At 63.0% G+C, this 13,429-nt stretch carries 11 protein-coding genes; 4 read left to right on the forward strand and 7 right to left on the reverse strand.

The window, feature by feature from the left end; all coding sequences use genetic code 11:
* Positions 1 to 95 precede the first annotated feature (95 nt).
* From ntrC to N7333_RS07685, 6 genes are all read right to left on the reverse strand, one after another.
* Complete coding sequence (gene ntrC, locus N7333_RS07660; RefSeq protein ID WP_004373752.1) at positions 96 to 1,529, reverse strand: nitrogen regulation protein NR(I); 1,434 nt, start codon at positions 1,527 to 1,529, stop codon at positions 96 to 98.
* A complete protein-coding gene (gene glnL, locus N7333_RS07665) occupies positions 1,526 to 2,614 on the reverse strand; it encodes a nitrogen regulation protein NR(II) (RefSeq protein WP_129482515.1) in 1,089 nt (362 codons plus the stop codon). The genes ntrC and glnL overlap by 4 nt, the downstream gene beginning before the upstream one ends.
* Before the next feature lie 263 nt (positions 2,615 to 2,877).
* A complete protein-coding gene (locus tag N7333_RS07670; protein WP_129482516.1) occupies positions 2,878 to 3,498 on the reverse strand; it encodes a DUF4124 domain-containing protein in 621 nt (206 codons plus the stop codon).
* Between the two features lie 2 nt (positions 3,499 to 3,500).
* Positions 3,501 to 4,067, reverse strand: a complete 567-nt coding sequence (locus N7333_RS07675; RefSeq protein ID WP_096825403.1) for a DUF4124 domain-containing protein — start codon at positions 4,065 to 4,067, stop codon at positions 3,501 to 3,503.
* Positions 4,068 to 4,332: 265 nt separating this feature from the next.
* Positions 4,333 to 5,739 carry a glutamate--ammonia ligase gene (gene glnA, locus N7333_RS07680; protein WP_004373746.1) on the reverse strand — a complete coding sequence of 469 codons (1,407 nt, stop codon included), beginning with the start codon at positions 5,737 to 5,739 and terminating at the stop codon, positions 4,333 to 4,335.
* Between the two features lie 143 nt (positions 5,740 to 5,882).
* Positions 5,883 to 6,071, reverse strand: a complete 189-nt coding sequence (locus N7333_RS07685; RefSeq protein WP_129482517.1) for a hypothetical protein — start codon at positions 6,069 to 6,071, stop codon at positions 5,883 to 5,885.
* Here N7333_RS07685 and thiI point away from each other — a divergent pair.
* The 3 genes from thiI to N7333_RS07700 all read left to right on the forward strand — a co-directional run bounded on the left by thiI (position 6,070) and on the right by N7333_RS07700 (position 10,434).
* Positions 6,070 to 7,524, forward strand: a complete 1,455-nt coding sequence (gene thiI / locus N7333_RS07690) for a tRNA uracil 4-sulfurtransferase ThiI (protein WP_129482518.1) — start codon at positions 6,070 to 6,072, stop codon at positions 7,522 to 7,524. The two genes, N7333_RS07685 and thiI, sit on opposite strands and share 2 nt — an antisense overlap.
* Positions 7,525 to 7,674: 150 nt before the next feature.
* The gene (typA, locus tag N7333_RS07695) at positions 7,675 to 9,495 is read left to right on the forward strand and encodes a translational GTPase TypA (RefSeq protein WP_004373743.1); all 1,821 of its coding nucleotides are present in this window, start codon (positions 7,675 to 7,677) and stop codon (positions 9,493 to 9,495) included.
* 177 nt (positions 9,496 to 9,672) lie between these two features.
* Complete coding sequence (locus N7333_RS07700) at positions 9,673 to 10,434, forward strand: hypothetical protein (protein WP_129482519.1); 762 nt, start codon at positions 9,673 to 9,675, stop codon at positions 10,432 to 10,434.
* 209 nt (positions 10,435 to 10,643) lie between these two features.
* Here the strand turns inward: N7333_RS07700 and gbcA are convergent, their stop codons facing one another.
* On the reverse strand, positions 10,644 to 11,936 hold the full coding sequence (gene gbcA, locus N7333_RS07705) for a glycine-betaine demethylase subunit GbcA (protein WP_129482520.1): 1,293 nt from the start codon (positions 11,934 to 11,936) through the stop codon (positions 10,644 to 10,646).
* Between the two features lie 336 nt (positions 11,937 to 12,272).
* Here gbcA and gbcB point away from each other — a divergent pair, with 336 nt between their 5' ends.
* Positions 12,273 to 13,376, forward strand: coding sequence for a glycine-betaine demethylase subunit GbcB (gene gbcB, locus N7333_RS07710; protein WP_004373736.1), 1,104 nt, complete (start codon positions 12,273 to 12,275; stop codon positions 13,374 to 13,376).
* The last annotated feature ends 53 nt before the right edge of the window (positions 13,377 to 13,429 follow it).

Raw genomic sequence — 13,429 nt, forward strand, 5'->3', positions numbered from 1 at the left:
GCGCACCCTAGGGTCGTCGCGTCGTAGCCCGGATGCAATCCGGGGAAATGAAAAGGGCATCCCGCGGGATGCCCTTTTCGTTGTTGCTGGCCGGATCAGTCGTCGCTGTCGTCGTCGTCCGCGCCGTCGACCTTCATGCCCAGCTCCTTGATCTTGCGCGTCAGGGTGTTGCGCCCCCAACCCAGCAGCAGGGCGGCGTCGCGGCGGCGGCCGGCGGTGTGCTTGAGCGCGGTCTCGATCATGATGCGTTCGAAGGCCGGCACGGCTGTGTCGAGCAGGTTGGACTGGCCGCGTGCCAGGGCCTGGTCGGCCCACAGGCGCAGCGCCTGTTCCCAGTTGGTCACCGGTGCGGCGTCCTGCGGCTGAGTGAGCAGCTCCGGCGGCAGGTCGTCGACATGCACCTCACGCCCCGAGGCCATGACGGTGATCCAGCGGCAGGTGTTCTCCAGCTGGCGCACGTTGCCCGGCCAGGGCAGGTGCTTGAGGTAGTCCTCGGTCTCGCTCTTGAGCAGCTTCGGTTCCACCGCCAGTTCCTGCGCGGCGCGGGCGAGGAAGTGGTTGGCCAGGGTGGGGATGTCTTCGCGGCGGTCGGCCAGGCGCGGAATGTGGATGCGGATGACGTTGAGGCGGTGGAACAGGTCTTCGCGGAACTTGCCGGCCTGCACCAGGGTTTCCAGGTTCTGGTGGGTGGCGGCGATGATGCGCACGTCCACCTTCACCGGGGTATGGCCGCCGACACGATAGAACTCGCCGTCGGCCAGCACGCGCAGCAGGCGCGTCTGGGTGTCGGCCGGCATGTCGCCGATCTCGTCGAGGAACAGCGTGCCGCCATCGGCCTGCTCGAAGCGGCCACGGCGCTGGTTGGCCGCGCCGGTGAAGGCGCCTTTCTCGTGGCCGAACAGCTCGGATTCCATCAGATCCTTGGGGATGGCCGCCATGTTCAGGGCAATGAACGGAGCCGCGGCGCGCGGGCTGTGGCGGTGCAGGGCATGGGCCACCAGCTCCTTGCCGGTGCCGGATTCGCCGTTGATCAGCACGGTGATATTAGAGTGGGACAGGCGGCCGATGGCGCGGAACACCTCCTGCATCGCCGGCGCCTCGCCGATGATTTCCGGGGTGCGCGCCTGCGCGGCGGGCGCGGCCAGGCTCTGCTGTTCCTGGGCATGCTGGAAGGCGCGCTTGACCAGCGAGACCGCCTCGTCGACGTCGAATGGCTTGGGCAGGTATTCGAAGGCGCCGCCCTGGTAGCTGGCCACCGCGCTGTCCAGGTCCGAATGCGCGGTCATGATGATCACCGGCAGGCGCGGGTACAGCTCGCGGATGCGTGCCAGCAGGTCGAGGCCGCTGGCGCCGGGCATGCGGATGTCGGAGATGATCACGTCCGGCTGCTGGCGAGTCAGGCGGGCGAGTACACCGTCGGCACTGTCGAAACTCTGGGTGGTCATGCCTTCCTGTTGCAGGGCCTTTTCCAGTACCCAGCGGATGGAACGATCGTCGTCGACAATCCAGACGGTTTCACTGCGGCTCATGGCGTGGTCGCTCCTTGTTCCAGTGGCAGGAAGATCGAGAACACGGTGTGGCCGGGGTGGCTCTCGCACTCGATCAGGCCCTGGTGCTGACTGATGATGTTCTGGGTAATCGCCAGGCCCAGGCCGGTGCCGTCGGCACGCCCGCTGACCATGGGATAGAAGATGGTTTCCTGCAGCTCCGGCGGAATGCCGGGGCCGTTGTCGATGATCTCGACCTTGACCACCAGGCGGTGGCGCGTGTGGCCGATGGTGAACTGGCGCAGGGTGCGGGTGCGCAGGCTGATGCGCCCCAGGCCCATGTCGTGCTTCTGCCCGGCGATGGCCTGCATGGCGTTGCGCACGATATTGAGTACGGCCTGGATCATCTGCTCGCGGTCGATCAGCAGGTCCGGGATGCTCGGGTCATAGTCGCGCACCAACGTGATGCTGCCTTGCGCTTCCGCCTCGATCAGGTTGGCGACGCGCTCGAGCACCTCGTGCACATTGGTCATCGCCAGCGACGGCAGCTTGTTCGAGCCGAGCATGCGGTCGACCAGATTTCTCAGGCGGTCGGCCTCCTCGATGATGACGTTGGTATAGTCCTTGAGCTCTTCATTGGGCAGTTCGCGCGACAGCAGCTGGGCGGCGCCACGAATCCCGCCGAGCGGGTTCTTGATCTCGTGGGCCAGGCCGCGCACCAGCAGTTTGGTGGTTTCCTGCTTGGACAGCTGCGCCTCTTCCTTGGTGATGCGCAGCAGGCGGTCGCGCGGGTGCACTTCCAGCAGCAGCAGGGTCTCGCCCTTGCTGAACAGCGGCGTCACCGCGTAGTCCACGGTCAGCGTCTGGCCGGTGACCGAGGTCAGCACGGCTTCACGCTTGTTGAACGGATGCGCCTGCTCCACCGCCTGGCGCAAGGATGACAGCGCTTCGGGCGATTCGGTGAACAGGTCGCTGATGAACTGACCGTGGCTGCGCTGGCCGCTGACGGCCAGGAGCATTTCCGCCGCCGGGTTCATGTACTCGAGGCACAGCTGGCTGTCGAGCAGCAGGGTGGCGGTGGTCAGGTTGTCGAGTAGCAGGCGGTGCAGCGCGTCGTTGATGGTCATAGGCAGTGCGTTCCGGCAATGGGCAGGAAAATGCAAGAAGCAAACCAAGGCCCCGAAAAGACGCATTTTTTTGTCGCCCGCCAGTGCTGGCGGCCCGTCTTTGGGCGCTTGCCAGCCGGCTCAGGCGTCGCTCCCGGCTGCTTTTGGGGCGTTTTGCCGGGAGGCGCAGCCGAGACGGCGAGGCTGGGTAGGAAGAAGCGACCCAAAACAGGGAGAGCTTAGGAGGTGGTGCGGATGATTGCACCATAAAGGTGCGTAGCGGCTCAGAAGAAGGGCAGGATGCTGACCTCTTCCTTGGGCTTGTCTTTTAGGGGGCATTCGGGACGAACGCCGTAGTCGTCCTTCTTGCAGGGGTTGACCTTGCGCTTTTGCGCCAGCGTCATGCGATGCATGTGGAAGGGCTGCGCCGGGGTGCGCTCGACGATCAGGCCGGCGGCGTCGATGATCTCGGCCACCAATTGGTGCGTGCCGCGGTCGACATGGCGCAGGGAGAACACCGGGCTGCGGCTCGCCTCGCCCTGCACTTCGCCGTCCAGCAGCAGACGGTAGCTGTGCCCCGGCAGCAGGGCGGGCTCGCTGGTCAGGGTGACGATCATGTCGCCCGAGCCATTGTGGATCGAGGCGTCCGGCTCGGGCAGCAGGACGCGTAGCAGCTGGTAGTGCACGGTGGCCTTGGTCACCGGCTGCTGCGTCGGCGCCAGTTTGACCGTGGGCGTCGCCTGGTTCAGCTGCACGCTGTTGGATGGCGGCAGGGTCACCCGTTCGGCGTTGCCGCTGCGCGGCTTGTCGGTAAAGACACGGTTACCCTCAGCATCGATATAGGTGTAGACCTGGGCCAATGCGGCCGGCGCGATGAGCAGAAGGAGGACTAACGGCAGACGCATATTCAATTGGCGGGCTTCGGTGTTGGACGGGGGGGCGGCGGTGTCTGGCGCGCCGGGCTGTTCAGGCTGATGCGCTGCACGGTAAAGGTTTCGGTCGCGCTCTGCTGGATGATGCGCTCACCTGCAACGACCGCCACCGCCAGGCTGTGCTCGCCGCGGTCGACATTGGTCAGTTGCAGGCTGGGTACGTTACTCGCCTGGCCGTAGGGCTCGCCATCGAGGATCAGGCGCAGGCGATGGCCCGGCTGCAGGCGGGGCTCGATATTGACGCTGACGATAAAGGTGCCGTTGTTGGCGCGCATGGCTTCGTCGTCCGGAATGCCGGTCAGGCGCAGCACCGAATAGGGTGCCTCGGACTGCGGCGAGCTGGCGCCGGTGCTCTCGGCCGGCGCCTTGGGAACCTGCATTTCCACGGTGTTGGTCGGCGGCAGGTCGACGCTCTCGGCCGCCGTGCCGTCAGGCGGCTGGTTGGTATACACGGTATTGCCGTTGGCGTCGGTGTACTTGTAGATCTGCGCGCTGGCCGGCAGAGCCAGGGCGAGCAGCAGGCAGGCGAGTAATGGGCGCATGGGCCGGTCCTTCCTCGGGTGGTGCCCTAAGCCTTGCACTGCTATGGGTTCCTGGCAAGCGCGGGGCGCTGTGGCTGTGATGTTTGGCTACAAATCGGTTCGGGCCATGGGGCCGCCCAGGCTGTGCGCAGCCTATTCTGCAGATTCTCTGGCGCTGTGGCTTTCGGTGCGCGCGGCGCACCCTACAGGTGGGAAATGAAAAAAGCCCCGCCAGGCAGAGCCGGGCGGGGCTTTCAAGCGCGCCGTCAGACGGCGCGAGTCTGGCTTAGACGCTGTAGTACAGGTCGTATTCCAGCGGGTGCACGAAGGTGCGCACCTTGATTTCTTCTTCGCTCTTCAGCTCGATGTAGGCATCGATGAAGTCGTCGGAGAACACGCCGCCCTTGGTCAGGAACGCGCGGCCCTTGTCCAGCTCTTCCAGGGCTTCCTTCAGGCTGCCGCACACCTGCGGGATCAGCTTGCCTTCTTCCGGCGGCAGGTCGTACAGGTTCTTGTCGGCTGCATCGCCCGGGTGGATCTTGTTCTGGATACCGTCGATACCGGCCATCAGCAGGGCAGCGAAGGCCAGGTAGGGGTTGGCAGCCGGGTCCGGGAAGCGCGCTTCGATACGGCGGGCTTTCGGGCTGGCAACGTAGGGGATACGGATCGAGGCGGAACGGTTGCGAGCCGAGTAGGCCAGCATCACCGGTGCTTCGAAGCCCGGAACCAGACGCTTGTAGGAGTTGGTCGACGGGTTGGTGAAGCCGTTCAGGGCCTTACCGTGCTTGATGATGCCGCCGATGAAGTACAGGGCGGTCTCGGACAGACCGGCATAGCCTTCGCCGGCGAAGGTGTTCTTGCCGTCCTTGGAGATCGACATGTGCACGTGCATGCCCGAGCCGTTGTCGCCGTACAGCGGCTTCGGCATGAAAGTGGCGGTCTTGCCGTAGGCATCGGCCACGTTGTGCACGCAGTACTTCAGGGTCTGAACTTCGTCAGCCTTGGCCACCAGGGTGTTGAACTTCACGCCGATTTCGTTCTGACCGGCAGTGGCCACTTCGTGGTGGTGCACTTCGACGACCAGGCCCATTTCTTCCATGGCGTTGCACATGGCGGTACGGATTTCGTGGTCGTGGTCGCACGGCGGAACCGGGAAGTAACCGCCCTTGACGGCCGGACGGTGGCCCTTGTTGCCGCCTTCGACGTCGCCGTCGGTCATCCAGGAGCCTTGCTCGGAGTAGATCTTGAACATCGAGCCGGAGATGTCGGACTTGAACTTCACTTCGTCGAAGATGAAGAACTCGGGCTCGGGACCAACGAATACGGTGTCGCCGATGCCGGTGGTCTTGAGGAACTCTTCGGCGCGCTTGGCGATGGAGCGCGGGTCGCGGTCGTAGCCTTGCATGGTGCTCGGCTCGATGATGTCGCAGACCAGGATCAGGGTCGGCTCTTCGGTGAACGGGTCCAGCACGGCGGTGTCGTCCACCGGCATCAGGATCATGTCGGAGGCTTCGATGCCTTTCCAGCCATGGATGGACGAGCCGTCGAACATCTTGCCGTGCTCGAAGAAGTCTTCGTCCAGGGCGTCACGGGCCGGCATGGTCACGTGGTGCTGCTTGCCCTTGGTATCGGTGAAGCGCAGGTCTACCCACTTCACGTCGTGTTCTTTGATCAGTTGAACAGCCTTAGACATGTTGTCCTCCAGGTGGAAAAGGCTCGTATCGATGAGCCCCGATATGTGCGGTGAAGCCCGGCGGGATAGTCCGTCAGGGCGACCTGCCTCACAAGGGAGCAAATTGCATGCCAGTGCCCTTTATTGGGCAGAGGCCGCGAAACTCAGGCGCTGCGCCGCCTGCGCGGCAAATCCGCATGGATATTTGCACCATTTAAGGGCTGCAAAATATTGGAAAGACCTATTTTGGTGCGCTCTCTCGATGCTGCAGTATTTTTGGTCAAAGCTTGAGCAATTTCCGCTATAATCCGCGCCCCTGTTTTTTCGTCGCCTCGAGCGGGCGCTTTATTCATGAAGCTGATCGTCAAAGTTTTCCCGGAAATCACCATCAAGAGTCGCCCGGTGCGCAAGCAGTTCATCCGCCAGTTGGGGAAGAACATCCGCGCTGTGCTGCGCGATCTCGACCCTGAGCTGCGGGTCACCGGTGTCTGGGACAACCTCGAGGTGGAAACCGACCTGGACGATCCCAAGCTGCTCGCCGAGATGACCGAGCGCCTGCGCAACACACCGGGCATCGGTCTGTTCCTCGAGGTCAACGAATATCCGCTGGGCGATCTGGATGCGATCACCGAGCACTGCAAGCGCCACTACGCCGATCAGCTGCCGGGCAAGATCTTCGCCGTGCGCTGCAAGCGCGGCGGCAAACATCCCTTCAGCTCCATCGACGTCGAGCGCCATGTCGGCTCGCGCCTGCGCCAGGAGTGCAATGCCGTCGGCATCGATCTGAAGAAGCCGGAAGTCGAAGTGCGCATGGAGATCCGCGATCAGCGCCTGTTCGTGGTGCACAACCGTCACGAAGGCCTGGGCGGCTACCCGCTCGGTTCGCTGGAGCAGACCCTGGTGCTGATGAGCGGCGGCTTCGACTCCACCGTGGCGGCCTATCAGATGATGCGCCGCGGCCTGGTCAGCCACTTCTGCTTCTTCAATCTCGGTGGTCGTGCCCATGAACTGGGCGTAATGGAAGTGGCGCACTATATCTGGCAGAAGTTCGGCCGCTCGCAGCGCGTGCTGTTCATCAGCGTGCCGTTCGAGGAAGTGGTCGGCGAGATTCTCGGCAAGGTCGACAACAGCCAGATGGGCGTGATCCTCAAGCGTATGATGCTGCGCGCCGCCACCCGGGTGGCCGAACGCCTGGAGATCGAGGCGCTGGTCACCGGCGAGGCGATCAGCCAGGTGTCCAGCCAGACCCTGACCAACCTGGCGGTGATCGACTCGGCCACCGACATGCTGGTGATGCGCCCGCTGATCGCCAGCCACAAGCAGGACATCATCGACACCGCCACGCAGATCGGCACCGCCGAGTTCGCCAAGAACATGCCCGAGTACTGCGGCGTGATCTCGGTCAACCCGACCACCAAGGCGCGCGGTTATCGCATCGAGCGCGAGGAAGCGCAGTTCGACATGGCCATCCTCGAGCGCGCCCTGGAGCGCGCCACCCAGCTGCCGATCGATCGGGTGATCGACGAGCTGGGCAAGGACGTGCAGGTCGAGGAAGTGCGCGAGGCCCTGGCCGGGCAGATCGTCATCGACATCCGTCACCCCGATGCCGCCGAAGACGAGCCGCTGGACGTGCCGGGTGTCGAGGTGCAGACGCTGCCGTTCTACGCGCTGAACAACAAATTCAAGGAACTGGATGAGAACCGCCAGTACCTGCTGTATTGCGACAAGGGCGTCATGAGTCGCCTGCATGCCCATCACCTGCTGAGCGAGGGGCATGCCAATGTGCGCGTTTATCGTCCGGCATAGGACGCCGGGGCTCAATGGCGGCAGTATCCGCCATCGCCCTCCCGACCCTTGGCTTTCAGGCGCACCCGTTCAGGTTCGCTGAACCCGTTTTCTTCATATTCGTCGTCCAGGCTGGACGGCACACCGAATCCTCTGATCGAGATACACACAGTGATCGAAAAACTGCGCAACATCGCCATCATCGCCCACGTCGACCATGGCAAAACCACCCTCGTCGACAAACTCCTGCGTCTGTCCGGCACCCTCGACCGCAAAGAAGCGGAAAACGAGCGCGTCATGGACTCCAACGACCAGGAAAAAGAGCGCGGCATCACCATTCTGGCCAAGAACACCGCGCTGAAGTGGAACGACTACAACATCAACATCGTCGACACCCCCGGGCACGCCGACTTCGGCGGTGAAGTAGAGCGCGTGATGAGCATGGTCGACTCCGTGCTGCTGGTGGTCGACGCCCAGGACGGCCCCATGCCGCAAACCCGCTTCGTGACCCAGAAGGCGTTCAAGGCCGGTCTGCGTCCGATCGTCGTGGTCAACAAGATCGACCGTCCGGGCGCGCGCCCTGACTGGGTCATCGACCAGATCTTCGACCTGTTCGACAACCTCGGCGCCACCGACGAGCAGCTGGACTTCCCGATCGTCTACGCCTCGGCCCTGAACGGCATCGCCGGCATGGACCACGAGAAGATGGACGACAACATGGATGCTCTGTTCCAGGCCATCGTCGATCACGTCCCGGCGCCGGTCGTCGACGTCAACGGTCCGTTCCAGATGCAGATCTCGCAGCTGGACTACAACAGCTTCCTCGGCGTGATCGGCATCGGCCGCATTGCCCGCGGCACCATCAAGGCCAACAGCCCGGTGACCGCCATCGGCGCCGACGGCAAGAAGCGCAACGGCCGTATCCTGAAAATCATGGGTCACTCCGGCCTGCAGCGCGTCGAGGTTCAGGAAGCCCAGGCTGGCGACATCGTCTGCGTATCGGGTATGGACGAGCTGTACATCTCCGACACCCTGTGCGACCAGAACAACGTCGAGGCTCTGCCGCCGCTGACCGTTGACCAGCCGACCGTGAGTATGACCTTCCAGGTCAACGACTCGCCGTTCGCCGGCAAGGAAGGCAAGTTCGTCACCAGCCGCAACATCAAGGACCGCCTGGAGAAGGAACTGCTGCACAACGTCGCCCTGCGCGTCGAGCCGGGCGAGACCCCTGAGAAGTTCAAGGTCTCCGGCCGTGGTGAACTGCACCTGTCGGTACTGATCGAAACCATGCGCCGTGAAGGCTTCGAGCTGGCCGTAGGTCGTCCGGAAGTGGTGATCATCGAGAACGAGGCCGGCGAGAAGCAGGAGCCGTACGAGAACGTCACCATCGACATCGAAGAACAGCACCAGGGTTCGGTGATGGAGCAGATGGGCCTGCGCAAGGGCGATCTGACCAACATGGTTCCCGACGGCAAGGGTCGTATCCGCCTGGAGTACACCATCCCGGCACGCGGTCTGATCGGCTTCCGTAACAACTTCCTGACCCTGACTTCGGGCAGCGGCATCCTGACCTCGACCTTCAGCCACTATGGCGCGATCAAGGCCGGTGAAGTCACCAACCGTCAGAACGGCGTACTGGTCTCCATGGCCACCGGCACCGCGCTGACCTACTCGCTGGAAACCCTGCAGGCGCGCGGCAAGCTGTTCCTCGAGCCGGGTCAGGACATCTACGAAGGCCAGCTGTGCGGCATCAACAGCCGTGACAACGACCTGGTGATCAACCCCACCAAGGGCAAGAAGCTCGACAACATGCGCGCTTCCGGCAAGGACGAAGTCATCGCCCTGGTTCCGCCGATCAAGTTCACCCTCGAGCAGGCGCTGGAATTCATTGCCGATGACGAGCTGGTGGAAGTGACGCCGAAGTCGATCCGTCTGCGTAAGAAGTACCTGAACGAGAACGACCGCAAGCGCTTCGAACGCGCCAAGGTCTGAGTCTCCCCAGGCTGAAATGAAAAGCCCCGCCAGAGCGATCTGGCGGGGCTTTTTGATGCCCTTTAGATGCGCTTGCGCCGATGGTTCCGTGCAGCTGATAGGGGCAAAGTGATATTATTTTCGCATTAACCCACTTGTGTCGTGTGGGGAAGTACCTTCTTTTCAGATGTCGAATCTATGCCAACCAATGGCCTGACCATTCTCATTCTTGCCGCTGAAAGCGGTATCAAACAGGAGCGCTGGACGGCCACGTCAGCGCCCAAACAATTGATTTCAGTAAGGGGGGAAACCCTGCTCGGGCGTACGCTGCGATTGCTTGAAGCCCAAGGTGCGAAGGAGCCGCTTCTATTGACCGCCAACGAGGTGTTGGCATCGTACCCTGTGCCGAGCTGGTGTCCGTTGCAGCGAGAAACCAAGGCGCACAGCCTGCTCTCGGCTGATGCGGTGATCCGGGAGGGCGATCTCCTGGTCCTCTACAGCGATGTTTACTATTCCGAGGCCGCTCTCGCTACGGTCCTGGCCTGTGAGGGCACTCGATTCTATGGGCGCGATGGTCGAAGCGCTTACACCTTCAAGAACTACGGTGAACTGTTCGCTGTGCGTATTGCTGCCTGCGATCGCGAGCGAGCCCGCCTGGCCTTGGCAGATGCCATCGCGTTCTATGATCGCACCGGTAATCAGAGTTTCTGGACGTTCTACAGGCTGATGGCAGGCTTGCCGCTGCACGACCACAAGGCTATCGAGCGTCGTTTCTTCGTGAACATCCATGATGAAACGGACGATATCGATTTTGCCGATGAAGTCCCGTCGTTGCTTGAGGCCATCGAGAAGCCATTGCGCTGGCGGGTGCGTCATCTGCTGCGGCGTTTAAGTCTTGCCAACAAGAAGCGCCGTGAGCGCGCGCGCCGCGTGGCTGCAGATTCCAGAGCGCTGGTCTGAAAGGTATCGATATCCCAAGGTTCATTGCTGGCTCTGGATTCTGCAGATCGGGATGCCTCAGCTCTGCTGAAGGCTCTTGGGGGCGTATCGCTTGAAAGAGGGCCCCGACATTCATGCCGGGGCTCTCTGCTTTCACCGGTCGCTGCGCGGCCTGCAGGCCAGCAATCCGTAGATCGCCAGGCCGATCACCAGCAGCAAGCTGAGCGACATCACTCGCCCGAGGCCTGGCGCAGCGACTGCGCCGGGGTGTCGCCGAGGTTGTTGAGCATGCGCTCGCTGTACCAGTCGAGGAAGTTGACCACGCCGAACTCGTAGGTCTTGGAGTACGGGCCGGGCTGGTAGGCGGTGGAGTTGATGCCGCGCTGGTTTTCCTCGCCGAGGCGACGGTCCTGGTCGTTGGTGGCGTCCCACACCTGGCGCAGACGCTCCACGTCGTAATCGACGCCTTCCACCGCATCCTTGTGCACCAGCCACTTGGTGATCACCACCGTCTCCTGGGCGCTGATCGGCCACACGGTGAAGTTGATCAGGTGGTCACCCATGCAGTGGTTCCACGAGTGCGGCAGGTGGAGGATGCGCATGGAGCCCAGGTCCGGGTTCTGGATACGCCCCATCAGCTTCTTGCAGCCCGGCTTGCCGTCCATGGTCATGGACACGGTGCCCTTGAGCAGCGGCATGCGCACGATGCGGTTACGCAGGCCGAAGCCGGCATGGGCGTAAGGAATCTTCTCCGCGTCCCAGGCGGCGGCGCATTCGGCGACGTGATCCTTGAATTCCTGGGTTGCGCGCGGGTCGTTGGTGTCGTCCCACTCCAGCAGGGTGTTGAGCAGCTCCGGGTGCGAACCGTTGCAGTGGTAGCACTCGCGGTTGTTCTCGATCACCAGCTTCCAGTTGGCCTTCTCCGGCATCACGCTCTGCACCGCGACCTTGGTGTTCTCCATGTCGTACGGCTCCATGTAGTGAGCCAGGCCGGCGAGAAATTCGTCGATCGCCGGCGGGTTCTCCGCCAGGCTGATGAAGATGAAACCGCCGGCGCTCTTGCAGTGAACCGGCTTGAGGTTGTAGTCGCTGAGCTTGAAGTCCGCGCCCATCTCGGTGCCGGCGAACAGCAGGCGGCCGTCCAGCTCGTAGGTCCACTGGTGGTAGGGGCAGACCAGCTTGGCCACCTTGCCCTTGTCGCTCACGCACAGACGCGAGCCGCGGTGACGGCAGACGTTGTGGAAGGCGTGGATCTGTCCCTCGGCGCCGCGGACGACGAGGATCGGGTTGTCGCCCAGCTGCAGGGTGATGAAGTTGCCCTTGGTCGGGATCTCGCAGGTCATGCCGGCGATCAGCCATTCCTTGTGGAAGATCTCCTGCATGTCGATCTGGAACAGGCGCTCGTCGTTGTAGAAGGGCTGTGGCAGCGAGAAGGTGCGTTCGCGCTCGTGCAGCATGCGGGCGGTGGCCTTGCGTGCGGGCTCCAGCGGGTCGCCCAGGCTCAGGGTATGGGTGCAGTCCATCGGTGACTCCTCATGGCTGGCGCGGGTGCGGCAGCCGTACATGTGGCTGATACGGTGTATGACGCAAGACGTTCGTCGGCCGCTGCGTCGCCTGGAATCGGCGCGATGCGTGGCGCGATCTGTTGTGGTCCATCTGGTGAGGAGTGTGGATCCGGCAAGTGGGGAAACCTTATCCATGGGCGACACGGCCGAATGCGTTTCCGACGCGGCAGGCCCCGTGCCATCGGGCAGGTCGCGATAAGCATGCGGATGTCGCAGTTAGATAAATGATCCTCGGTGGCCTTTCGCACAATCGCTGCCATATAGGCCGATGTCCGGCCGCGTGGAGAGCCGTTCATGACCACCAACGCCTTCCTCAACCCGGTTACGACGCAAACCTGGACCAACGGCCGCCATCTGGTGCGTTGCGTCAAGGTGATCCAGGAAACCTGGGATGTGCGCACCTTTTGCTTCATGGCCGATCAGCCGGTGCTGTTCTTCTTCAAGCCGGGGCAGTTCGTCACCCTGGAGCTGGAGATCGACGGACAGCCGATCATGCGTTCCTACACCATCTCCAGCTCGCCGTCGGTGCCCTACAGCTTCTCCATCACCATCAAGCGGGTGCCGGGCGGCAAGGTCTCGAACTGGCTGCACGACAACCTCAAGGAGGGTGACGAGCTGCCGGTGCATGGTCCGGTGGGGCTGTTCAATGCCATCGATTTCCCGGCCGACAAGGTACTGTTCCTTTCCGGTGGCGTGGGCATCACCCCGGTGATGTCGATGGCGCGCTGGTTCTTCGATACCAACGCCAACGTCGACATGGTCTTCGTGCACAGCGCACGTTCGCCCAAGGACATCATCTACCACCGCGAGCTGGAACACATGGCCTCGCGCATCACCAACTTCAGCCTGCACCTGATCTGCGAGAAGCACGGCCTGGGCGAGGCCTGGGCCGGCTACCGCGGCTACCTCAACCAGAGGATGCTGGAGCTGATCGCCCCGGACTTCATGGAACGCGAGATCTTCTGCTGCGGGCCGACGCCTTACATGAGCGCGATCAAGCACCTGCTGCAGGGTAACGGCTACGACATGAGCCGCTACCATGAGGAAGCCTTCGGCCCGACGCCGCCGGAGATTCGCGCCGAGGTCAAGGAACTGGCCGCCGAAGCGGCCGAGGCGCCGGAGGTGCCCGTTGCCGATCTGCACCAGGTGGAGTTCATCAGCACCGGCAAGAGCATCCGCGTCGCCCCCGGCGAAACCGTGCACGCCGCCGCCGCCAAGCTCGGCTTGCACATTCCCAAGGCCTGCGGCATGGGCATCTGCGGCACCTGCAAGGTCATGAAGACCGCCGGCGAGGTGGACATGGAGCACAACGGTGGCATCACCGACGAGGACGTCGCCGAGGGCTACATCCTGTCTTGCTGCAGCGTGCCGAAGGGGGATGTGGCGATCGATTATTGAGTGGCAGGCGACGCTGGCGGCTGACGGGGATTTGACTAGTCTTCACAGGGCTC

Origin of the sequence: Pseudomonas sp. GD04158 (genome assembly GCF_029834875.1) — a bacterium.
Lineage (GTDB): Bacteria > Pseudomonadota > Gammaproteobacteria > Pseudomonadales > Pseudomonadaceae > Aquipseudomonas > Aquipseudomonas hydrolytica.